This window comes from Rhabdobacter roseus, from assembly GCF_014202275.1.
Taxonomy (GTDB): domain Bacteria; phylum Bacteroidota; class Bacteroidia; order Cytophagales; family Spirosomataceae; genus Rhabdobacter; species Rhabdobacter roseus.
In genome coordinates this window covers 1-22,289 of sequence record NZ_JACHGF010000015.1, presented here as the reverse complement: position 1 = coordinate 22,289, position 22,289 = coordinate 1, and the positions used below count along the sequence as shown (strand labels likewise).

17 protein-coding genes are annotated in these 22,289 nt (G+C 55.6%); 4 read left to right on the top strand and 13 right to left on the bottom strand.

Features of this window, described 5'->3' with window-relative positions; all coding sequences use genetic code 11:
- Position 1: 1 nt before the first annotated feature.
- The 9 genes from HNQ92_RS26285 to HNQ92_RS26245 form a co-directional block, all read right to left on the bottom strand.
- Positions 2-1,534: a SusD/RagB family nutrient-binding outer membrane lipoprotein gene (locus tag HNQ92_RS26285; RefSeq protein ID WP_184179114.1), complete on the bottom strand. Its 1,533-nt coding sequence runs from the start codon at positions 1,532-1,534 to the stop codon at positions 2-4.
- Positions 1,535-1,552: 18 nt separating this feature from the next.
- Positions 1,553-5,011, bottom strand: a complete 3,459-nt coding sequence (locus HNQ92_RS26280) for a SusC/RagA family TonB-linked outer membrane protein (RefSeq protein WP_246440890.1) — start codon at positions 5,009-5,011, stop codon at positions 1,553-1,555.
- A gap of 228 nt (positions 5,012-5,239) precedes the next feature.
- Complete coding sequence (locus HNQ92_RS26275) at positions 5,240-6,310, bottom strand: FecR family protein (protein WP_184179110.1); 1,071 nt, start codon at positions 6,308-6,310, stop codon at positions 5,240-5,242.
- A 5-nt stretch (positions 6,311-6,315) separates the two neighbouring features.
- Positions 6,316-6,903: a sigma-70 family RNA polymerase sigma factor gene (locus tag HNQ92_RS26270; protein WP_184179108.1), complete on the bottom strand. Its 588-nt coding sequence runs from the start codon at positions 6,901-6,903 to the stop codon at positions 6,316-6,318.
- A 320-nt stretch (positions 6,904-7,223) separates the two neighbouring features.
- Positions 7,224-7,688, bottom strand: coding sequence for an RES family NAD+ phosphorylase (locus HNQ92_RS26265; RefSeq protein ID WP_184179106.1), 465 nt, complete (start codon positions 7,686-7,688; stop codon positions 7,224-7,226).
- A gap of 6 nt (positions 7,689-7,694) precedes the next feature.
- Positions 7,695-8,096: a type II RES/Xre toxin-antitoxin system antitoxin gene (gene parS / locus HNQ92_RS26260; RefSeq protein ID WP_184179104.1), complete on the bottom strand. Its 402-nt coding sequence runs from the start codon at positions 8,094-8,096 to the stop codon at positions 7,695-7,697.
- A gap of 84 nt (positions 8,097-8,180) precedes the next feature.
- Complete coding sequence (gene rluF, locus HNQ92_RS26255) at positions 8,181-8,957, bottom strand: 23S rRNA pseudouridine(2604) synthase RluF (protein ID WP_184179102.1); 777 nt, start codon at positions 8,955-8,957, stop codon at positions 8,181-8,183.
- A gap of 106 nt (positions 8,958-9,063) precedes the next feature.
- Complete coding sequence (locus HNQ92_RS26250; protein WP_184179100.1) at positions 9,064-9,867, bottom strand: glycoside hydrolase family 25 protein; 804 nt, start codon at positions 9,865-9,867, stop codon at positions 9,064-9,066.
- A gap of 215 nt (positions 9,868-10,082) precedes the next feature.
- Complete coding sequence (locus HNQ92_RS26245) at positions 10,083-10,718, bottom strand: peroxiredoxin (protein ID WP_184179098.1); 636 nt, start codon at positions 10,716-10,718, stop codon at positions 10,083-10,085.
- Positions 10,719-11,141: 423 nt separating this feature from the next.
- Here HNQ92_RS26245 and HNQ92_RS26240 point away from each other — a divergent pair, with 423 nt between their 5' ends.
- The 4 genes from HNQ92_RS26240 to HNQ92_RS26225 all read left to right on the top strand — a co-directional run bounded on the left by HNQ92_RS26240 (position 11,142) and on the right by HNQ92_RS26225 (position 18,528).
- Entirely contained in the window at positions 11,142-11,729 is a 588-nt protein-coding gene (locus tag HNQ92_RS26240) for an RNA polymerase sigma factor (protein WP_184179096.1), read from the top strand.
- An 83-nt stretch (positions 11,730-11,812) separates the two neighbouring features.
- On the top strand, positions 11,813-12,907 hold the full coding sequence (locus HNQ92_RS26235; protein ID WP_184179094.1) for a FecR family protein: 1,095 nt from the start codon (positions 11,813-11,815) through the stop codon (positions 12,905-12,907).
- A 266-nt stretch (positions 12,908-13,173) separates the two neighbouring features.
- Positions 13,174-16,515 (top strand): TonB-dependent receptor, encoded by a 3,342-nt coding sequence (locus tag HNQ92_RS26230; RefSeq protein ID WP_221307547.1) that lies wholly within the window; start codon positions 13,174-13,176, stop codon positions 16,513-16,515.
- 39 nt (positions 16,516-16,554) lie between these two features.
- A complete protein-coding gene (locus HNQ92_RS26225) occupies positions 16,555-18,528 on the top strand; it encodes a RagB/SusD family nutrient uptake outer membrane protein (RefSeq protein WP_184179092.1) in 1,974 nt (657 codons plus the stop codon).
- Between the two features lie 179 nt (positions 18,529-18,707).
- Here the strand turns inward: HNQ92_RS26225 and HNQ92_RS26220 are convergent, their stop codons facing one another.
- The 4 genes from HNQ92_RS26220 to HNQ92_RS26205 all read right to left on the bottom strand — a co-directional run bounded on the left by HNQ92_RS26220 (position 18,708) and on the right by HNQ92_RS26205 (position 22,016).
- On the bottom strand, positions 18,708-18,860 hold the full coding sequence (locus HNQ92_RS26220; protein WP_184179090.1) for a hypothetical protein: 153 nt from the start codon (positions 18,858-18,860) through the stop codon (positions 18,708-18,710).
- Between the two features lie 25 nt (positions 18,861-18,885).
- Entirely contained in the window at positions 18,886-20,709 is a 1,824-nt protein-coding gene (locus HNQ92_RS26215; RefSeq protein WP_184179088.1) for a T9SS type A sorting domain-containing protein, read from the bottom strand.
- Between the two features lie 104 nt (positions 20,710-20,813).
- On the bottom strand, positions 20,814-20,951 hold the full coding sequence (locus HNQ92_RS26210) for a hypothetical protein (RefSeq protein WP_184179086.1): 138 nt from the start codon (positions 20,949-20,951) through the stop codon (positions 20,814-20,816).
- Between the two features lie 18 nt (positions 20,952-20,969).
- Entirely contained in the window at positions 20,970-22,016 is a 1,047-nt protein-coding gene (locus HNQ92_RS26205) for a T9SS type A sorting domain-containing protein (RefSeq protein ID WP_184179084.1), read from the bottom strand.
- Between the last annotated feature and the right edge of the window lie 273 nt (positions 22,017-22,289).

Genomic DNA, 22,289 nt, shown 5'->3' with positions numbered 1-22,289 from the left:
TTTATTTTTTATCCCACCACACGCGCGTATCCAGCAGGTCGGGCCCCTGGCGGCTGATGGCGCTCTGTACATTGGCCGAATTGACGTTCAGTTCGGCATCGGTATACGTAAGACGACGAATGAAAGGCTCTGACCTTAAATCACTTCCCGGATAGGGGTTGGGGCTAAGTACCGGGTACCCACTGCGGCGGAAGTTGGCCCAGGCTTCGGGGCCAATCAGGAAAGACGCCACCCAGTACTGGGTGTTGATTTGCTCCAGCTCCTTGCCTGCTTCCAGCGGGTGGGCCTGGAGGTAGTTGGTGATTGCGCTCTCGGCAATGGCCGTGCTGGTACCGTAGCGCACAAACTGCTGCATGTGGGCGCGGATGCCGTTGGCGTAGAGCGTGGCGGCGTTGCCGGTAGTCCAGCCCCGATGGGCCGCCTCGGCCAGCAGAAGCTGGGTTTGGGCGTAGGTCACCAGGAAGCTCGGGGCCTGCGGGTGCGCCATCCGGGTGCGGTCCAGCTGGCTGTAGTCCCACAGACTGGCCAGCCCGGAAGCCGTCACGGCCGAACCAATCGTAGTATTGTCAAAGCCCAGCGGCATGCCGATCTGGCTGTCGGCGGTGCGGTTGGCGCGGGCTTCGGCCTGCTGCGCTCCGCTGGTAGCGCCCACGTACCGTACTGCAATGGCCGTCAGGCGGGGATCGCTGGTACTTTTCAGAAAGTCGACAAAGTCTTTGGCCAGGTAAAAGAAAGCCGACTGCCCTCCGTTGAGCTGGCTGCCTACGTCGTTGGTGAAGCTGGCCGTGTGCCGGATAATCGCGTTGTCGTCGTTGGACTGCATCAAGCCCCCCGCTACGGCCTTCGCCACCGTCTGGGCCGCCTTGGTGGGGTTTACTTTGGAAAGACGCATGGCGGCTCGCAGCAAGAGCGAGTTCCCCAGGCGCTTCCACTTGGCAATATCCCCTCCGTACAGTACATCGCTGGCCACGATGGTCTTGCTTGCATCCAGCGCGGCGGTGGCCGTTTCGAGTTCGTTGAGGATGTCGTTATAAATGGCCTCCTGCGTGTCGTAGACGGGCGTCACGATGCGTTCGAGGTAGCTTTTCCCGGCTTCGTTGTAAGGTACATCGCCGTAGGTATCGGTCAGGATCATGAACGAATACGCTTTCCAGATCCGGGTCATGTGGTACAGATTGGTGCGCGTGGGGTCATCCTTGGTCCGATAAACCACGTCGGTCAGCTCTTTGATGATGGTTCGGTAGTAGCGGGTCCAGTTGCCCGCGGCCACGCCCCGGTTGTCCTGGTTGAAATTCGCCGCCGACCCCTGCCCGCTGAAGGGCGTGATCATTTGCTTCACGATGGTGGTCTCGTAGCTGAGGTTGCCGTACACTGGCGCGCTGGCCACGATGGCCGTATTGAGTTGAAAGGAAGGCTCGACCGTAACCAGCGCGATCGGGTTGATATTCAGTTCGTCGAAACCACGGTCGCAGCCCGATAGCAGGATCAGGGCCACTACCCAGCCGAGGGTATATTTTTTGGTATACGTTTTCATCGTTTTGGATTTTATGGCCTAAAACTTAACATTCAAATTGAAACCCACGCTGCGCGTCACGGGTAGCCCGGTGGCCTCCAGCCCCATCAGGTTGTCCGAAGGAAACCCGAACTGATCGGGATGGATGTTAGGTACCCATTTTTTCAGGACGAACACATTATTAGCCACCGCATTGAGCCGGACGCCTTTGATAAAACGCGTTGCGCCGGACAGATGGCGCGTAAAGTCATAACCCAGCGTCACCTGGCGTAGTTGCCACAGCCCGGCGTTGTACACAAACTCCTCGGCGATGTTCTGGGAACGTACCGTCTCGTAGTAGGCTTGTACGCCCGACTTGGTGCTGTTTACTTCGCCGTTTTGGTTCACGCCATTCCCTATCACAAATCCTTCTTCCCGGCCCACCAGGGTCGCTTTGTGCAGGCCGTGCCGCCAGGCGTTGTGGTTGGTACCCGAAATCATCTTGTGGCCCAGCTTGAAGTCGATCAGGAACGATATGGCCAACCCTTTGTAGTTGAAGCCGTTGGTGATTCCTCCTACCCACAGCGGAATGGCGCTGCCAAAAGCGATCTGGGTGGGTGTACGCAAGGGCCGTCCGTTACCCGCATCGAAAATCTGCCTCCCCTGGGCGTCGCGCAGGTACCCAAAACCAAACAGCTGGCCCATGGGCTGGTCCACCACCTGCCGGAGCTCGCCGGTAAAATCACCCACGCCCACGGTGATCATGTTGTCGCTGACGTCGTCGCCCAGGTCAAGTACCCGGGTGATGTTGTAGGCCGCGTTGAAGCTGGCGTCCCAGCTGAAATCCCCCCGCACGGGCGAAACCGTCAGGAGCATTTCCAACCCTTTATTGCGGCTCTTGCCCACGTTGATCAGTTGGCTCAGGTACCCCGACGCATCGGAGGTTTGGGCTTGCAGGATCTGGTCGGAAGAGAGTTTGTCGTAGTAGGTCATGTCCAGCCCCAGCCGGTTGTTGAACAGCTTCAGTTCCAGACCTACCTCCTTCTCCGACACCCGCATGGGGCGCAGGTTGGGGTTGGGTACGGAGGAGCCGCTGATGCTGGCCAAGGGCTGCGCTGCCCCGCTGGGATTGGGGAACTGCTGGGCGTTGATGCCGTAGAACAGGTTGTTGGCGTAGGGTGATACGTCGGTGTCGCTACCTACCTCGGCGTAGGCCGCCCGGATTTTCCCGAAGGTGATCCAGTTGGGCAGGGAAGCCGAAAAGGCCTGCGAAAAAACGAAACTACCCGTCACGGAAGGGTACATGATACTCCGGTTTTCGGGCGAGAGCGTTGAGAACCAGTCGTTACGAATGGTACCACTCAGAAACAAAAATTCTTTATAGGACACCTCCGCCGAGCCGTAAAGGGAGTTGACCTGCCGCTCGGTAATTTCGTAGATGGGGTCGCGCTGCCGGCTGTTGCCAATGGTGTACAGGCCTCGGGTAAAGAAATCCTGGACAAAAACGTTGTGGCGGCTGAGTTTCCGGTACATCTGGTTCCCGCCCACGTTGACGTTCATTCCAAAATTTCCGAAAGTACGGTTGGCGTTCAGCAAGAAATCGGTGTTCAACTCCCGGAAGCTGCGGGAATCCTGTACGTACTGGCCGTTGACAAAGCCGGGAGGCGCGGGTGGCTGGCGCTGACTCCCCGTAGGCAGGTTGTAGTCCTGCTCGCGGTAGTAAAAATCCTGCCCGATGCGTCCCTGGAAAAAGAGCCAGTCGGTGAAGTTGTAGCGGGCGGTGAGGTTGCCAAAAACGCGATCCGTGTCAATGTTGTCAAAGCGGGTGAGGGCAAAGTAGGGATTGGTACGATTCGTAAACCGCGACCACACGTACTCGTTGCCGTTGGCGTCAGTGGCGTATTGCTTCAGCAAATCCATCGGCATGGAGTTGGCCATGCTGAAAAGTACCACCGGGCTGTAATCCTGCTCGGCGATGTTGGGCGGATTTTTACGAAACTCATTGGAATAGTTGACGTTTCCCGACACCGTGAGTTTCTTGGCCATGGTTTGGGTAAAGCCCAGGTTCACGGTCTTGCGGTTATAGCTCGAGCCGGGCAGAATGGTGCGGTTGTCGAGGTTGGAGAGCGAAAGGTTGAATCCGCCAAACTCCCCGCCCGACGACAGCGTGACGGTGTTGGTCCAGGTGTGACCCCGCTGGTAGTACTGGCCTATTTGGTTGCGTTGGGGCACGTAAGGTACCTCTACGCCGTCGAAGAGAATCTGCGTCATACCGGGCTGAAATTTCTCCCCGAAACTCCACTGGCCGGAGGTCGGGTTGGGCGTGGTGGGCCGCTGGCCGTTTTCGCCCTGTCCGTATTCGTACTGGTAGTCGGTGTAGTCCAGGGGGGTGTCAGAGGTAAAATTGGAGTTGTACTCAATCTGAATGCCCGTGCCCGTGCCGCGCGTTTTGGTGGTGATCATGATCACGCCGTCCTTGGCCCGCGAGCCGTACAGGGCCGAAGCCGCCGCGCCTTTGAGTACCGTCATGGACTCGATGTTGTCGGGATTGATGCTGCTGAGGCCGTCGCCGCCGTCGGAAGTACGGTTGCTGCCGCGCTCGGAGACGTCGCCCTTGGCCCCGAAGTTGGTGTTGTCAATCGGTACCCCGTTCACCACGATCAGCGGCGAATTATTACCCCCAAACGACGACTGCCCCCGGATCCGAATCTTGCTGGTACCCGCCGGACCCGACCCCAGCGACGTGATGTTCACGCCCGCCATTTTACCTTGCAGCGCATTCATGAAGTTGGCGGTGCGGTTGACCGTCATTTCCTCGGGAGCCACCGTGGCCGTGGCGTAGCCCAGGCTTTTGGCTTCTTTCTTGATGCCCAGGGCCGTTACCACGACTTCCTCCAGCGCCTTGTTTTCGGGCACCATCGAGATCGTCAGGGTACTGCGGTTGTTTACGGCTACCTCCTGGCTCGTGTAGCCCACAAAGCTGAACACCAGCACGGCCCGGCCGTCGGGTACTGTAAGCTGGAAAGTTCCTTCGGCATTGGTAGCAGTGCCGCGCTGGGTACCTTTCAGGATCACACTCACACCGGGCAGGCCCGCGCCCGTTTCGTCCGTTACGCGGCCCGACACGGTTTGGTCGGTAGGTACCAGTACCTCCCGGGTTATACTCCCCGTCTGCGGGGCTGCCGGGGTCGCCGAACTGGGCTCGGCACTCAGGATTATCTGCTGGCCTACTACCTCGTAGCGCAACCGGAGTGGCTTGGTTACCTTCTCAAGTACCTCAGCCAGCGACTCGTTGGCAGCTACCAGCGTAATGCGCTGGTCGGTAGGAAGTACCTTGGGCCGGTACGCAAATTTCACGTTGGTTTGCCGCTCAATGGCCCCCAGTACCTTGCGGATTTCCTGGTTCTCCAATTTCAACGAAACCCGCTGGTTGAGCAGCTCCTGGGCGTTGGCATCAGACGCCAGCGACACCCCCGTAAAAATCACCCCTAAAAGGCACTGAATCAGTGAGATTCTCATTAGGTGATAGCACAATGATTTGAAACGTACTGGTTTTTTCATTAGGTTTAGGCGTTTTTGTGAGTGATTAAGCAAAAGCAACCTCCGGACCCGCTTGCCAGCAAGCGGGTCACGTTCACGCGGTGCAAACCGGAGGAAAACCGGCATCAGTAGTGTTGCGACCACTGCTGATGCTTTTTTTCGCCTCCGCTCAGGGGTAGTTTATTCGGTGGATAAAAAGGATTTTCTCTACGTATCGCAGCCGTGGCTGTACAGGATGATCTGCCCGTCGATGAGCTTGTACTTGGCCTCAAGTACCTTACAAATTACCTCCAGTTTTTGATACAGGTCTTCGTCAGACAGGTTGAGCGTCAGGCGGCAGTTTTTCATCACTTCTTCGTCAAACACGACCCGAATCCCGTAGGCTTTTTCCAGGGCTTCAAACACCTGCGCCGCCGTGGCGTCTTCAAATACAAAAAGGCGTAGCGGACGGCTGGGAATTAGCAGCGACGGCTTTTCGACCAACGACTTACTGATGGTAGCCTGCTCCCGCTGAAAAACGGCCTTTTGGTTGGGCGTAAGTACCAGTCCGTGGGCTTCGGGGTCTTGGGTGGGGCTGGGCTTATCGGCGTACACCGACACCCGCCCCGACTTCACCACCACCGTTACGTCGGGGTCCTGGCTGCGGGCCTGAATCCGGAAGGAAGTACCCAGCACCTTGGTCACGAGGCCGTTGGCATACACCAAAAAAGGCTTCTGAGGATTTTTCTGTACGTCAAAAAACGCTTCGCCCGTGAGGTACACCGTGCGGCAAGTACCCGCAAACGCGCGGGGGTACCTGAGGCGGCTGTTCTTTTCCAAAAGTACCCGGCTGCCGTCCGTGAGCTGTACTTCCAGGGGTTGGCCCGCGTTATTGACCGCCTCGGTCCAATCGGCGGAGCTGGGGGTACTTTCAGCGGCCAGCGGCGGGACCGAAGGTACCTGCCACCACCAGCCCAGGCCCAGCAGCAGCACGAGCGACGCCGCGGCCAGCCAGGCCCGGCCCGGCCACCGCCCCAAACGGGGTACTTTCGCCCGCTCCAGCGAGCCCTCGATCCGCTCCCAGAGCTGATGTACCTGCTCGTCCGACACCGCCACGCGGGGTACTTCCTGCAGGCCTACCACCAGCCGCCGGGCCTCTTCTACCTGGTAGTAGCGCTCGGGGTAGTCGGTCAGGAAGTCCTGCCAAAACCGCTCCGTGGCGGGCGTAGGTGCACACACCCACTCTTTGAAGTAGTCGTCGGCGGCCAGGTCTTCGGCATTGTATTGGTAGTAATGCATATCCCTTAGCACGTGATGGTTAAGTACGCAAGTCCCCAGCAAAATATCCGCACGGCCTCCCGAAGTACCTTCAGGCCAGAGTAAATAAACTTGCAGGCCGACTGGTAGTTGATGCCCATGATCTGGGCGATTTCCTCGTTGCTGAAATGCTGGGCAAAGCGCAGGTCGAGGGCCTGCTGCTGGCGCGGGCTCAGGAGCTGAAAACTTTTCTTGAGTTGCCGGAGCAGCTGCTCCTGGCCTTCGTGCTCGATGAGCTGTTTTTCGAACGAAAACTCGTCCAGGCTTTCGATGAAGTGAGCTACGTCCGAGGCCCGGTAAAGGACGTCACGGCGGTGACGGTGGCTGATTTTATTCCGCAATGAACGAAATAAATAAAACTTGATGCTGTCGGTTTCGCTGAGGTTGGTTCGGCTTTGCCAGAGCTCGATGAACAGGTCATGGATGCTGTCTTCAATGAGCTGCACGTCGCTCGTAATCTTGTGCCCATAGCTTAGCAACTCTTTGACGTAGAGCTGGTATATACGCTGGAACGAATCCCGATCGCCGCCGCGAAAGGCATTCCAAAGGCTGCTATTTTGTGTTTTCGTGATCACAGAACCAGGCTTACGTATTGAGAAAGGTACCTCCCGCGCAGACAGTTGGGGCGTTTATATACTAATGAGAAAGTTAATCAATTTTAATCCTATTTTTTCTCAAAAAATTTTCAAATAGCGTTTTTTCGGCCCTGAGGCTACGCCAGGTACCTTTGGAGGTAGTTTTAAGAGGATCATCGTAAAAAGGTACTTGGGAAAGCGAAAGGGTACCTCAGGGATCGAATCCTTTTTGATTTAGGAAGAATAAAAACAAACAAGAGGTACTTACTAAGGAAGTTGCCAAAGGGAGAGGAATTGTAGCTGTTTCTTGAAAATAGAAGCTAAGGCCACAAACGAGGGGCGATTACCAGTGGTTTCTCGTCGATGATCCGAAGAGAGAGGTACCCAGGATGCGCGGGATGAAGCAAGTAGTTGGTGCCATCGGGCATTACGGAGGAAGGTACCCCTAGGGCCAACACATCGGGCCGTTGTAGCCACTCTGCAAGAATCGTCTGACTGCGTGCATAGCTGTTGTCGTTCCAGTAAGAAGGTAGCTGGTCTGCCGGTAGTACCTTGAGGCTGTCGTCGTGTATTTCTACACTAAAAAGCTGATACCGAGGTAGGCTGGTATAAGGTACCTGTGGAAGATGGACCAAAATCTCCACCAAGGCCAGGGCCGGATGCTCTGCCGTGTAAAGGATTCCAACGCCCGGCGGATTCCAGCGTCCACCGTACAGTCTAGTACCTGTGGTATCCAGAGGTCGGTCGGCGTACTTTTGACGTACTACCCGGTACACGATCGCCATGCTGCTTTAACCGAAAATACCGTGGTCGATACGGCCCAACACCCGATCTACCAGCGTGTAGCCAGTCACGGTATCAAGCGTTTGCAAGGGCGTTTGGTATTCTAATTCGCGCAGTGAAGTACGCAGCCAGCCACGTACGACCTCCGCATTTCCTTCAAAAGTATCCAGGGCGTGCCGGAGCAAATTTTCCAGCAAGAGCAGACGCTCGGAGGCATCCTGGCTAAGCCGCTGCTCGTTCTTTAAACGGTGTAGGTAGGATGCCGAAATACCCAGAGCAGCCGCCATTTCCTTGTCGGTAATTCCCACGAGCCCGGCTACCCGATCTACTTCGGATCGCAGCATACCTTGTCGACTATGGGTAATGATTTCCTGCTCAGAAAAGGAGCGATACGCTAAGGCCGGATTCATAGTAGTGAACTTTTTCACTAAGATAACTACCTAAATTCACTTTATCAAATCAACGATGTAGGTACCTCCGGCCAGGTACCTACCCTACTCCAGGTCGTCCTCGCCCGCGCGGGACAGGTAGGAACCTTCTTCGGTCTTGGTCGACTGCGCCACCAGTTGGTTGATCTCCCGCATTTCGGCGGTGGTGAGGTTGCGCCATTGGCCCAGGGGTAGTTTGTCCAGGGTCACGTTCATGATCCGGACGCGCTTCAGGCGGGTGACGGTGTAGCCCAGGTACTCGCACATGCGGCGAATCTGGCGGTTGAGGCCCTGCGTGAGGATGATCGTAAACACGTACCGGCTTTCCTGCCGCACGAAACATTTTTGGGTAATCGTATCCAGGATGGGTACCCCGCCTTGCATTTTCCGCACAAACTCCGCCGTGATGGGCCGGTCTACCGTTACGACGTACTCCTTTTCGTGGTTGTTACCCGCCCGCAGGATCTTGTTCACGATGTCGCCGTCGCTGGTCAGGAAGATGAGCCCCTCGGAGGGTTTGTCGAGCCTACCGATGGGGAAAATCCGGTCCGGATGGTTGATGTAGTCGATGATGTTGCCCTTGACGTGGCGCTCGGTGGTGCAGGTAATGCCCACGGGCTTGTGAAAAGCCAGGTACACAAATTCCCTGGGCCGGGCTTTGAGGGGCTTGCCGTTTACGCGCACGTCGTCAAGCGGGCTGGCTTTGTCGCCCAGCACGGCGGGGCGGCCGTTGAGCGTCACGCGGCCCTGCTCAATGAGCTTGTCGGCTTCGCGGCGCGAGCAAAAGCCCGTTTCGCTGATGAATTTATTGAGGCGCGTCGAGGCGCTGCTGTCCTGATCCATAGTACCACAAAAGTACGGCCTTTCGCCCGACTGTAAAAAAACGCTTCAAATTTGTCGATGGGCACCAGGTACTTTACGGGGGTTCAAAGTACCTTCTAGGTACCTGCTATGGTTTGCCCGTCACGCGCCAGGCTTCCGGTTCTTGTAAAAATACGTTGAAATCGACAAAGCCCCGGATGCCGTCCACCCAGCCTTTTTCACTGTGCTGCCAGAAAAGGACCAGGGCGTTGTCGGCGAGGTCATCGAGGTGGCGGCGCGAGTAGCCCGCCAGCCAGAGCGGGTAGTCGTCGAAATGGCCCGCAATGTACTTTTTGTAATAATGCTCGTTGACGTAAATCACCGGCCGGACGCCGTAGTGGTTCTCTACGAGCGTGAGCCAGTTACGGACACCCCGGATGATGATGTCGTCGGGTTTCCCGGCGGCTACTTCCAGGTCGAGCACGGGCGGCAGGTCGCCGGGCTGCATCTGCACGCGCTTGATGAAATGCTCGGCTTGCAGGCCCGAAAGTACCCTTGGATTGTAAAAATGGTACGCGCCCCGCTTCAGGCCCACGCGCCGGGCTTCGCGCCAGTTGCGGGCAAACTCGCGGTCGAGGTGGGTGGCCCCTTCGGTGGCTTTGATGTACACAAAGTCGATCTTCACGCCCTCCGATTGCGTTTTCTTGAGCTTGTCCCAGTCGATGCGCGCGTTGTGGTGCGACACATCGATGCCGTGTACGGCGTAGCGCAGGGGTAGTTTGATCCCAAACTGCCGGATGAAGGTCCAGTCGTTTTCGTTGCGGTAGGCCAGCCACCAGGTCACAGCTCCTATCAAAGCCACTACGGCCACCAGGATCGCCCAGCCTTTGCGGGGCAGGGGCTTTTTGGGTACTTCCTTCTTACTGATTGGTCGTGCTGTTTTTCGCGCCATAGCGCACAAAAATAGCGAAGGTACCTTTACGGGAAGTACCTGGGGCCAATTTAGTTTCGGGTAAGGTAGTTGGTACTTTTTTGACCTCCTCCTCTTGGCTAGTCCTTAAGTATAGGAGAAGGAAGGTAGTAGCTACCCAAAAAAAGGGTAGCTCTTCGATAGAACTACCCTTTTTCAGCAAGTACCTCTCAACCAAACGGCGCGAGGTACCTGGCTTATTTGTTAGGCTGCGGCGTGTAGCGCAGGTACGGCTTCACGATGTTGAGGCCTTTGGGGAATTTCTTTTCGGCGTCTTCGGTGCTCACGGCCGGTACCACGATGACGTCCTCGCCATCCTGCCAGTCGGCGGGGGTAGCTACGGAGTGGTTGGCGGTGAGTTGCAGCGAGTCGATCACCCGCAGGATCTCGTTGAAGTTCCGGCCCGTGGAGGCGGGGTAGGTCAGCGTGAGCTTGATTTTTTTATCGGGGCCAATCACAAACACTGAGCGTACGGTGGCTTTTTCGCTGGCGTTGGGGTGAATCATGTCGTAGAGCTCGGCTACTTTGCGGCCTTCGTCGGCAATGATCGGAAAATCTACGTCCGAGCCCGTCACTTCGTTGATATCGGGAATCCAACGGTGGTGCGAATCCAGGTCGTCGACACTCACAGCCAGTACTTTCACGTTGCGCTTCTGGAACTCACCCTTCAGCAGGGCGGTTTTGCCCAGCTCGGTAGTACATACGGGCGTAAAATCGGCCGGGTGCGAAAAAAGTAGCCCCCAGCTGTCGCCGAGCCACTCGTGAAACTGAATGGGCCCCTGGGTGGTATTTGCCTCAAAATCCGGAGCAATGTCTCCTAATCGAAGTGACATAGTTAGTTTGGTTTTAGGTTCTACAAAAATTACTCTACAAAGTTAATAGACTTAAAACATAACCCAACTCAAGATAATTCACCAAAACGCATCTTTTATTGGGTGGTATTGGTAAAGAACGGAAAGACCCTCTTTTACCCATCAGCGGGCCTCTCCGCGCAAAAACCAGGGAAGGGCGGCGGTAGTTATTTCCGGTAGAACCAAGGCCAAAAAACAGGCATTGCCGCGGGGTAGTTGGCCAAGGCGAGGGTAGATTGAACGGCCTTGCTCCTTTTGATAAACCAGTGTAATGACTTAAAAAACAGAATTTTGCTCCTAAACGACCCGATGGGAGCCGCTTCGACGCTAAAGACACACCGTGGGTGCTGACTTGTTTTTAAGAAATTGAATGACTAAGTTGGCCCATTTTTGAATTCGCACACAATGACAGAGGAAGAGCAGTTATGGAGGCATTTTACCAACGGCCACGAAAAGGCGCTGGAAGAGCTTATCCGATTATTCGGGAAGCCGCTGGCACTCTACGGCCGGAAACTGGTCAAAGACGACCTGCTGATCCAGGATTGCATTCAGGAAGTGTACATTCAGCTGTGGCAGTACCGGGCCAATCTGCGGCAGGTGACCGAGATCCGTCCCTACCTATTTACCTGCCTGCGCAGAAAGCTCATCACGGCTCTCAAGCGCGAGCGGCTCTTCGTATCGTCAGAAAACGAGGAGGAATTACCTTTTCGGGCAGAATTTTCCATTGAAGAACGGCTGATCGAAAATGAAACGGAAGCGGCGCGGGTTCGGCTGATCAACGGCTACATCAACCAGCTCCCCAAGCGCCAGAAGGAAGCCATCTACCTGCGGTTTTTTGAAAACATGAGCAATGACGAAATTGCCACCGTCATGGGCATCAAGTACCAGACCGCCACCAACCTGATCCACGAAGCCCTGGCTTCGCTCCGCGAATCTTTCCCCAACAAATTCACTACTCTGCTGCTCGTTTGCCTCGATTTTTTTCTTTTTTGAATTTTTTCAAAAAAAAGTAAGACCAAACCAGTATAATTTCTTGAGAAGCTTTCTACTCCTTGTAAAAGCAATAGAACGTTTCCATGAAAATTTATTTTGATTACAAAGTTCAGGATTACCTGGCCGACGAAAGTTTCCGACGCTGGGTACTGGACGGGGGCTTCAGGAATCAGGACTCGGCATGGAGCCAGTGGCTTTTGCAGAACCCCGATTACGCCGGGGAGGCCATGAAGGCGCGGGATATTGTGTTAGCTACCCAGCTTACGGAGGAGCCCTTTGAGGAAGGGTACTTTGACACCATCCGTCGGGAAACGATGGGGGCGATCCAGGTGAAAAGGAGGTTCGTGCGGCCCCTCTGGTGGCAGGCTGCCGCCGCGGTGGTGCTGGTATCCGGCCTGCTGGGCTGGCTGGTGTTTTATCAGGCGCCAAGCCCGGAAACGGAGGTAGCGACCCAGGAGAATGTACCCGCCGAAAACGTTCCCTTTTTTCAAAAGAATACCTCCAGCGCCATTCTGCCGGTTGCGCTGCCGGACGGTAGCTCCGTGTTGCTGCACCCCCACAGCGAGCTAAGCTACCACTACGGCCCGGCCGGTACCCGGGAAGTCCAGCTGACGGGAAAGGCTTTCTTTGAGGTTTTGAAAGACCCCGCCAGCCCTTTTCTGGTGTACTCCGGCGAAATGGTGACGAAAGTACTCGGTACCAGTTTTACGGTGACGGCCTACGCCACCGATGCTGATTTCTCGGTCGTGGTCAAAACCGGCAAAGTGGCCGTTTCAGCACCGAAGGAAAAGAATGAAGCCACCCCTGGAAACGCGGATAACCAAACTACCATTCATCTGGTATCCAACGAGCAGCTGTTCTTCAACCGCGAAAAAGCACACTTCAAGCGCCGGGAAATCAATCAGCGGGACATGCTCCAGTACGTACCGGCCACCCACTATGCCTACGCTTTTGAGGATACGCCCGTGGCCGAGGTGTTTCGGCAAATCGGAAAAGCCTACGGCTTAGACATAGACATGGAGGAGTCGCTGTTCAGCGGCTGTGAGCTAACCACCAACCTGACCGATGAACCCCTGTTTGAAAAGCTGAGCATCGTGTGCAGTGCCGTAGGGCCCGGCACCAGCTTTGTAGTAGAAGAAGGCCGCATCAAGGTACTTTCCAAAGGCTGTAACCAATAACCTTTTCACTTACTTTTTTCCTAAAATCCATGCACGCAGATCTATTTTCTCCCACCTGACGGACGCTAAAAAAGCCGGGCATGTTTGCACCATGACCGGCTTTGAATCCCCCCAACTTGCGGTATCCAAGATGCTCCCTTGCCGGGGAGCGTGAGGAATTGTTTTTGCCTTTTCTAATCACAAAAACGTTTAAATCTATGCAAAAAAATCAACATGACGCTAATCTGTGGCTAAGGATTATGAAAATTACTACCATACAGATTTTCATGACGTTACTGCTCTCAGGAGTCTCCTGGGCCGGTGCCGCCCAGGAATTGCTTAACAAGCGCATTTTTATTCCGAAAGAGAATACCGAAATGCGTAGTGCGCTGGACCACATCAGCAAAGTGGCCAAAGTGAAGATTACCTATAACTCCCAACTCATACCCAAAGGCCAACCGGTGGTACTGTACGCCAACGACGAGCGGCTGGAGGAAGTCCTGAACCGGATCCTGAACCCGGCCGGGGTTTCGTTTGTGATCCTGAATAAACAAATTGTACTCAGGAAGTCCGAAGCTGCCCGGTCAGGTACCCTATCGCTGCCCGAAACCGAAGCGGAAGCGGTAGATCGGAAAGTAGCCGGTCGGGTGCTGGACGAGAACAAAGAACCGCTTCCGGGGGTGAGTATCGTGGTGAAAGGTACCAACCGGGGTACCACCACGGATACCGACGGCCGGTACGCGCTTGACGTACCCGAAGGCTCCACGGTGTTGATTTTTTCGTTTGTCGGGTACGCCTCGCAGGAGGTTGAGGTAGGCAACCAGTCCGAGCTCGACCTGACGCTGTCAGTAGACAGCCGATCCCTCGAAGAAGTAGTAGTGATTGGATACAACCGGGTAAAAAAGAGCGACTTGACCGGCTCGGTGGTGAGTGTTGGGGCTGACGAAATCAGGAAACGCCCGGTGGCTAACGTACTGCAGGCCATTCAGGGCCGGGCCGCCGGGGTGGATATCACCTCCAACGAAAGGCCCGGCGAGATGGGTAGCATCCGAATTCGCGGCAACCGCTCGTTGAGCGCCGGAAACTCACCCCTGTACGTAGTCGACGGCATTCCGCTGGCGGCGGGTGGAATCGAGTCCATCAACCCCAACGACATCGAATCGATCGACATTCTGAAAGACGCCTCCGCCACGGCGGTGTTTGGTTCCAGGGGCGCCAACGGCGTGGTGCTGGTGACGACCAAGCAGGGCAAAAGTGGCAAATTGTCGTTGAATTACATCGGCACCGCCACCATTGAAAACATGCAAGACCGAACGCAAATGATGAATTCGGGACAGTACATTGAATTTCGCCGGGATGCCTACCGGCGCGCTGGCAGCTATCCGACAGTACCCACACTACAAGATGATCAACGAATTTTTGGCGGCGATGCCAATGCCTGGGCCAACGTGGCCCAGGGCTGGCAAAACGGTACCTGGGACGGAAGCCTTGTTCCCACTACCGACTGGACCGGGATGGTCCTGAAAACCGGGGTAACCCAGGACCACACCGTGAACGTGAGCGGTGGCACCGATAAAATGAAGGCCTACGGCTCGATCGGGTACTTGTTTCAGGATGGTACCCAGCTGGGACAGGACTTCGAGCGCTTCAATTCCAAGTTTAGCGTGGAGCTGAGCCCGGTCAAGTGGCTGAGGTTTGGGGGGAGTATCAACGGTACCTACAGTGTCCAGAACTACGGCTACGCTACCAGCAACGCCACCGGCCCCGGCAACCTGTACTTTGCCGCGCAGGGGATGTTGCCCTACGCGGTACCTTTCGACGCAGCCGGTAACCGCATCAACCTGCCCGGCGGCGACATCAACATCCTGAATCCCATCGGTGAAGACCGCTACAACATCAACGAGCGGAAGGTACTTCGTACGCTGGGGGTACTTTTTGCCGAAGTCGACATTCTGAAGGGTCTGAAGTACCGCGTCAATTTTGGTCCTGACTTCTACCACCTCCGCAACGGCCGCTGGATGGACCAGAACTCCGTGAACCGGGGCGGGGGCGAGCCGGGCTCTACCAACTACGCCCAGCTGAACCAAACCTCCCGTTTTTCCTGGACGCTGGATAACCTGCTCTACTACGACCGTACCATTGCGGAGAAACATAATTTTGGGGTCACGCTGCTCCAGAGCGCTTCTTCTAACCTCACCGAAACCAGCACCATGATGGCCACGGCCCTACCCTGGAACAGCCAACGCTGGCACCAGCTCAACTCCGTCAGCAGCCTCGATGCTTTCGGTACCGGCCTGAGTGAGTCGCAGCTGGCTTCGTACATGGCCCGGGTCAACTACGGCTTTAACAACAAGTACCTCCTGACGGCCTCCCTCCGCTGGGACGGTGCCTCGCAGCTGGCCGATGGCAACAAATGGGATGTATTTCCGTCGGCAGCCTTCGCCTGGAACATCGACCAGGAAGACTTCCTGAAGCCGGTAACCTGGCTTACTTTACTGAAAACCCGGGTGGGGGTAGGTAGCACGGGCAACGCCGCCATTTCGCCCTACCAAACCAAAGGAGCCATCGAAACCCTATATTATACCTGGGGTAGCAAAGTAGAAGCGGGCTACGTGTCTTCGGACGCTTCCCTGGCCAACCCGGTGGCCATGGCCAACCTCAACCTGGGCTGGGAGCACACCACGCAGTGGAACTGGGGGCTGGATTTTGAGCTCTTCAACCGCAGGCTGAGTGGTACCCTGGACCTCTACAGCTCCCGTACGACCGACCTGCTGCTGCGCAGAAGCATCCCTTCCATTGTTGGGTATGTATCCACCTGGGATAACATCGGTGCCACCTCCAACAAAGGGGTAGATCTGACGCTGAATACCGTCAACCTGCGCACGCGGGATTTTGAATGGTCCTCCACGCTGAACTTTTCAGCCAATAAAGACCGGATCGAAAGGCTAGCCAATGGTACCAATGACGACTTGGCCAACCTTTGGTTTATCGGCCAGCGCCTGGCCGTATACTACGACTACGTCAAGGAGGGTATTTGGCAAAATACGGCCGAGGATCAGGCGGAGATCGAGCGGTTCAACGCCAACGGGCATTCCTTCCGCCCGGGCGACATCCGCATCGCTGACCTGAACGGCGACTATAGAATCGACGCCAACAACGACCGCCAAATCATTGGCCATTCTAGTCCGAAATGGACCTTCGGCCTCAACAATACCTTTTCCTACAAGAACTGGGATCTGGCCGTATTTATGTTTGGGCGCTTTGGCTTCACCATCGCGACGGGCTCCGAGGCCCTGCAAGGCCGTTTTTCACAGCGGGTCGTAGACTACTGGACGCCGGATAATCCCACCAACGATTACCCCTCGCCCAACTACAACAGTGCCGCCGGTGATCCGTTCCGGAGCTCGATGAACTACCAGGATGGCTCTTTCATCAAGGTTAGAAACATATCGCTGGGCTATAACCTGCCGGGTACCCTCACCAGCAAGCTCCGGATGGCCAACTGCCGCCTCTACGCGCAAATGCACAACCCCGGCTTGCTTTACTCCGGCGTATCCTGGATCGACCCTGACCTGGGCGGTTCTACGTTCAACCGGGGCGTTGTATTTGGACTAAACGTAGGATTCTAACCCAGCGCTGTTATTTATCACTCATTGAGACACGTACTTATGAAAAATATAAAACGTATTTTAACCCACTTGGGCCTGGCGTCGGTGCTACTAACGCTTCCGATGGCTTGTAGTGAAGATTTCCTGAATGAAGATCTCATCACGGCCCGCAGTACGCAGGATTTTGAAACGCCCAACGGCCTCGACGGGCTGGTGACGGGTATGTACCAGAGCCTTAAGTTTCATTTTAACTACGAATGGGCCTACACCACCACCAACTACGGGGTCGATGAATTTACCGTGGGCGGAGACCGGACCATGCAAATGTGGAATTCGTACGACGCCAACCTCAACTCCCTGACGGGCGACGTGTCCACGATCTGGAACAACATGTACGGCAACATCAACTCGGCCAACATCGTCATCAAGAATGTCCCCCTTTACTACGGCGACGGCCCCAACCGCAACACCCGTCTGGGCGAAGGGTACTTCATGCGCGGCTTTGATTACTTCAAGCTGGTGCGGCAGTACGGGGGGGTACCCCTCAAGCTGGAGCCTTCTACCTCCGTAGAGCTGGAGTTTGAACGAAACAGCGCCCAGGAGGTCTACAATCAGATCATTAAGGATCTGGAGCAAGCCTATGAGCTGCTGCCCGCCGCTCCGGCCGAAACGGGCCGGATTACCCGATGGGCCGCGGCGCATTTTTTAGCCAAGGTGTACCTGTTCCGGGCCAGCGAGCTCTACAGCGACTGGAACGGCAGCACCAAACAGTCCGACCTTGAAAGTGCCATCCGGTACGCCAACCTGGTGATCGACGGCGGACGCCATACCCTGGCCGCCAATTTTAGTGATTTATGGAATTACACCACCGTAGATGGCCCCAACGAAACGCTGCCCGAAATTATCCTGTCGGCGCAATTCTCCAACAACGTGTCTACCCAGGGTCGCTATGGCAATCAGATTCACCTCTACTATCCTTCGGTGTACCAAAACCTACCCGGCATGCAGCGGGACATTCCGGGCGGACGGGAGTTTCAGCGGCTGCGCTCTACCGACTATGCGCTGGATGTTTTCGATCGAGTAAACGATAGCCGTTTTTGGAAAAGCTTTAAAACCAGCTATCTATCTAACCGCCCCGCCTCTGCTCCCCTATGGACCGCCGAGAACGCACCCAGTCCCGACTTGGTAGGAAAACCTAAATTTACGGGCGGTCAGGAATCCATCCGCTACATCGTTAACAACGCCGGTGATACCCGCTACACCGCGGCCAACATTCTGCGGCGCGCCCCGCACATGTTTGTGAGGTACTTTAGCGGACAGGCCGAAAACATGCTGAGCAACCACGGCAACTACGATGCCAGCCGCTACGTGGCTCTCTCCAAGTTTGCGGACGGCAGCCGGATTTCCGTGGCATCCCAATTTGGACAAAGAGATGGTATTTTGGCTCGACTGGCCGAAACCTACCTCATAGCCGCCGAGGCCTACGGCCGCTTGCAGCAGTATGACAAAGCCCTGGAGTACATCAACAAGGTACGGGATCGGGCGGCCTACAAAGCTGGTGAGGATCGTTCCTTTTACGTGGATGGGGGCGTGGCGTACAAGAATAACACCGCGGCCAATACGGCCCAGTTTGTGGCTTATTCTGATAGAAACACCTACTATGAGTCCAATAACATCGAAGAAACAACGGCCAGTAGCCTCACTCAGCTGCACCTCAACAGCATCAACGAGATCTTCAACGCCACGACCGAGTTTTACGACAAAGTAGGTGCCAGCACTAACGAAAGCAAGTTCGTACATTTTATCCTGAACGAGCGCTCCCGCGAGCTCATGGGCGAGCTCATGCGCTGGGAAGACCTCGCCCGCACCCGGACGCTGGTACCTCGTGCCACGGCTTTCAACAACGAAGCCAAGCCCCTGCCCAACAAGCACCACCTGCGGCCCATTCCGCAAACGTTCCTGGATGCCATTCAGCGAAGCGGACGCCCCCTCACCAACGAGGAAAAACAAACCATGCAAAACCCCGGCTGGTAGCAGATTGGCTTCACTAAATAAAAAAGCGGAGGTGCCGGTAGCATCTCCGCTTTTTTGTGTTCCGTTGCTTCCGCAGGGCACAGGTACTTCGCTCGTTAAGTACCTGAAGCACTGCCCTTGTCCGGAGTAAAGAGACTACTTTGGGGTTATTGACTACTCCGGATCGGTCCTTCTATCCGCTACTGGGAGTAGGGCGAAAAAGCGTCCGACTGCGAGCCCGACTTCAGCGTCAGCCGCGCCAAGGTACCTTGCTTCTTCAACTGGGGACGGCGGTAGCGCTTGCGCGGGGGTACTTGACGCGGGGGTACTTGGGGGGTACTTGGTGCTTGCATGGTGGTAGAATGTATGAAGATGAAATTATTGTTTCACAATGCGGTAGGTGTACACGCTGCCGTTGGTGCGCGTGAGCTCCACCAGGTACAGGCCCGCCGGTAGCGGCTTCACGTCCAGGCCCGAGGCCAAGCCCTGGCTGCGCTCCTGGATGAGCTTGCCCGAAGGGCCGTACAGCCGCACCCGCTGCACCTGGCTCCAGTCGTCCAGCAGCAGGCGCTCCGTCACCGGGTTGGGATACAGCACCAGCTCCTGGCTACGCGCAAACGTTAGGCTCCGCAGGCGCGAGAAGGCGTAGCTGCCGTCCACGTCCACGATCCGCAGGCGGTAGAGGTTCTCGCCCTGGGCCGGGTCGGCATCGGTGAAGGCGTAGTGTTGCAAAGAGGTACTTTCGCCCTGGGCCTTTACCTGGCCCAGGCTCCGCCAGCTTTTGCCGTCTCGGCTGTGCTCCACCTGGAAGTAGTCGCTGTTACTTTCTTCGGCGGTCGTCCAGCTGAGCTGGGCCAAGGTACCTTCGGCGGTGGCCGTGAAGTGCACCAGCGAGACGGGCAGCACGCTGCAGGCAGCCTCCACTTCGCTCTGGCTGGCGCAGCCGGTGGCATTGCCCTCAATCGTGACCGAACCCGGCGGGTTGTTGAGGTAGGTGCAGATGGGCAGGATGGCGCAGGTACTCAGCTGAGAATTGCTAAAGATGAGTAGATTTCCCGCCAGGGTAGTCAGGTTGTCCAGACCACTTAGGCTAACCAAGGAACCATTGCCCGTAATAGTAAGGCCTCCCGAAATAGACGTCAAGCCCGACAAGGCATCCAGATTGGTCAGGGCTCCGTTATTAGATATAGCTAAACGGGTGCCCAGGGAGGTCAGGTTCTGCAGCCCGTTCAGGCTCGTCAAGGAGCCGCTGCCTTGAATAACAAGACCTCCCATGGTCGTCAAGCCCGACAACGCCTCTAAGCTCGTCAGAGCTTCGTTTCCGTTTAAGTATATTTCGCCTTCTAGGGAGGTCAGGTTCTGCAGCCCGCTCAGGCTCGTCAAGGAGCCATTGACTTGAATACTAATATTTCCCGGAATGGACGTCAAGCCCGACAAGGCATCCAAATTGGGCAAGATACCGTTACTAATTATACTTAAATTGCCACCCAGGGAGGTCAGGTTGTTCAACCCACTGAGGCTAGGCAACGAGCCATTGTTTTGAATAGTAAGATTTCCGGGAATGGACGTCAAGCCCGACAAAGCACCCAGAGTAGCCAAGGTACTGTTACTACTTATACTTAAATTGCCCCCCAGGGAGGTCAGGTTGTTCAACCCACTGAGGCTAGGCAACGAGCCATTGTTTTGAATACCAAGATTTCCGGGAATGGTCGTCAAGCCCGACAAGGCATCCAGCGTGGCCAAGGTACCGTTAGTAGATATAAATAAACCGCCGCCCAAGGAGGTTAGGTTGTTCAGCCCAGTCAGGCTAGGCAAGGAAGCATTAAAAGAAATACTACTATTTCCCGAGATGGTCGTTAAGCTCGATAAAGCATCCAGCGTGGCAAGGGCTCCGTTATTAAATATTGTTAAATTCCCCCCCAGGGAGGCCAGGTTGTTTAGCCCAGTCAAGCTCGTCAAGGAGCCACTGGCTTGTACATCAAGATTTCCCGAGATGGCCGTCAAGCCCAACAAGCCATTCAAATTGACAATGTCGCCGCCACTGATATAAAGGTTTCCCGAAATAGCGGTGCAGGTGGAATACGTGGTGCCAAAAGCATTGACCTGGGCCTGAGAGCCAAGCGTTACATCGCCCGGAGGGCACTGCGCGCGCGCCGTCAGCGTCAACACCAACAGGCCTAATAGAAGTAGTTGTTTTTTCATACTACGTTGTAACAGAGTTATGGTTGTTATTTTATTCGTGGACGGACATTCTAAAAGTACCTACTGTCCAGTGGCTGGTAGTAGGTACTTTTGGGACTGATTATTTACTGGGAGTAGGGCGAAAAAGCGTCGGACTGGGAGCCCGACTTCAACGTCAGCCGCGCCAAGGTACCTTGCTTCTTCAACTGGGGACGACGGTAGCGCTTGCGCGCAGGTACTTGGGAGGTACTTGGTGTTTGCATAATCAGGTTAGTAAGAGTTTATTGTTTCACAATCCGGTAGGTATACACGCTGCCGTTAGTGCGCGTGAGCTCCACCAGGTACAGGCCCGCCGGTAGCGGCTTCACGTCCAGGCCCGAGGCCAAGCCCTGGCTACGCTCCTGGATAAGTTTCCCCGAAGGGCCGTACAGCCGCACCCGCTGCACCTGGCTCCAGTCGTCCAGCAGCAGGCGCTCCGTCACCGGGTTGGGATACAGCACCAGCTCCTGGCTACGCGCAAACGTTAGGCTCCGCAGGCGCGAGAAGGCGTAGCTGCCGTCGGCGTCCACGATCCGCAGGCGGTAGAGGTTCTCGCCCTGGGCCGGGTCAGTATCGGTGAAGGCGTAGTGTTGCAAAGAGGTACTTTCGCCCTGGGCCTTTACCTGGCCCAGGCTCCGCCAGCTTTTGCCGTCTCGGCTGTGCTCCACCTGGAAGTAATCGCTATTACTTTCTTCGGCGGTGCTCCAGCTGAGCTGGGCCAGGGTACCTTCGGCACTGGCCGTGAAGTGCACCAGCGAGACGGGCAGCACGCTACAGGCGGCCTCCACTTCGCTCCGACTGGCGCAGCCGGTGGCATTACCCGAAATCGTGATCGCTCCCAATGGGCTGTTGAGGTAGGTACAAATAGACAGGACGGCGCAGGTACTCAGCTGGGGGTTGTTGTAAATAAATAAATTCCCGCCTATGGAGGTGTTATCCAGCCCGGCCAGGCTCGTCAGAGAACCATTCTGTTGAATTGTAAGCGTCCTGATGGACGTCAAGGCCGACAAATCGTCCAGCGTGGTCAAAGCTGAGTTATTATAGATCGTTAGTGCTTGTCCCAGGGAAGTCAAATTATTCAGACCTGCCAAGCTAACCAATGAACCGTTGAGTTGAATGGTCATATAGCCAGGGATGGTCGTCAAACCCGACAACGCCGCTAGGCTCGTCAAGGCTCCATTACCATCTATTGTTAAATTTCTCCCCAGGGAGGTCAGGTTGGCCAGCCCACTGAGACTCGTCAGGGAAGCATTGTTTTGAATAAACAGGTCTTCTGGGATGGAAGTCAAGCCCGATAAGCCATCCAGATTGGGAAGGACACCGTTATTAGATATAGTTAAAAATCCGCCCAGGGAGGTCAGACTGGATAGCCCGGTCAAACTCGTCAGGGAGCCATTGCCTCGAAGATATAGGTATTCTCCAATGGATGTCAAACTTGACAAACCATTCAGCGTGATCAGAGCTCCGTTGGTCTAACCCCCTATTTCTTGGAGTCGGATTCTACAAATTGGTACAAGTTAATATTCTTTGAATAATCTACTATCACAGTGCTTTCTTGGTAA

Excerpts from the sequence above, each read along its gene's own strand:
- HNQ92_RS26210 (WP_184179086.1), bottom strand. The coding sequence starts at position 20,951 with ATGCAAACACCAAGTACCTCCCAAGTACCTGCGCGCAAGCGCTACCGT.
- HNQ92_RS26250 (WP_184179100.1), bottom strand. The coding sequence starts at position 9,867 with ATGGCGCGAAAAACAGCACGACCAATCAGTAAGAAGGAAGTACCCAAA.
- HNQ92_RS26235 (WP_184179094.1), top strand. The coding sequence starts at position 11,813 with ATGAAAATTTATTTTGATTACAAAGTTCAGGATTACCTGGCCGACGAA.
- HNQ92_RS26245 (WP_184179098.1), bottom strand. The coding sequence starts at position 10,718 with ATGTCACTTCGATTAGGAGACATTGCTCCGGATTTTGAGGCAAATACC.
- parS (WP_184179104.1), bottom strand. The coding sequence starts at position 8,096 with ATGAATCCGGCCTTAGCGTATCGCTCCTTTTCTGAGCAGGAAATCATT.
- rluF (WP_184179102.1), bottom strand. The coding sequence starts at position 8,957 with ATGGATCAGGACAGCAGCGCCTCGACGCGCCTCAATAAATTCATCAGC.
- HNQ92_RS26280 (WP_246440890.1), bottom strand. The coding sequence starts at position 5,011 with ATGAGAATCTCACTGATTCAGTGCCTTTTAGGGGTGATTTTTACGGGG.
- HNQ92_RS26240 (WP_184179096.1), top strand. The coding sequence starts at position 11,142 with ATGACAGAGGAAGAGCAGTTATGGAGGCATTTTACCAACGGCCACGAA.
- HNQ92_RS26220 (WP_184179090.1), bottom strand. The coding sequence starts at position 18,860 with ATGCAAGCACCAAGTACCCCCCAAGTACCCCCGCGTCAAGTACCCCCG.
- HNQ92_RS26265 (WP_184179106.1), bottom strand. The coding sequence starts at position 7,688 with ATGGCGATCGTGTACCGGGTAGTACGTCAAAAGTACGCCGACCGACCT.
- HNQ92_RS26285 (WP_184179114.1), bottom strand. The coding sequence starts at position 1,534 with ATGAAAACGTATACCAAAAAATATACCCTCGGCTGGGTAGTGGCCCTG.
- HNQ92_RS26225 (WP_184179092.1), top strand. The coding sequence starts at position 16,555 with ATGAAAAATATAAAACGTATTTTAACCCACTTGGGCCTGGCGTCGGTG.
- HNQ92_RS26215 (WP_184179088.1), bottom strand. The coding sequence starts at position 20,709 with ATGAAAAAACAACTACTTCTATTAGGCCTGTTGGTGTTGACGCTGACG.
- HNQ92_RS26275 (WP_184179110.1), bottom strand. The coding sequence starts at position 6,310 with ATGCATTACTACCAATACAATGCCGAAGACCTGGCCGCCGACGACTAC.
- HNQ92_RS26230 (WP_221307547.1), top strand. The coding sequence starts at position 13,174 with ATGACGTTACTGCTCTCAGGAGTCTCCTGGGCCGGTGCCGCCCAGGAA.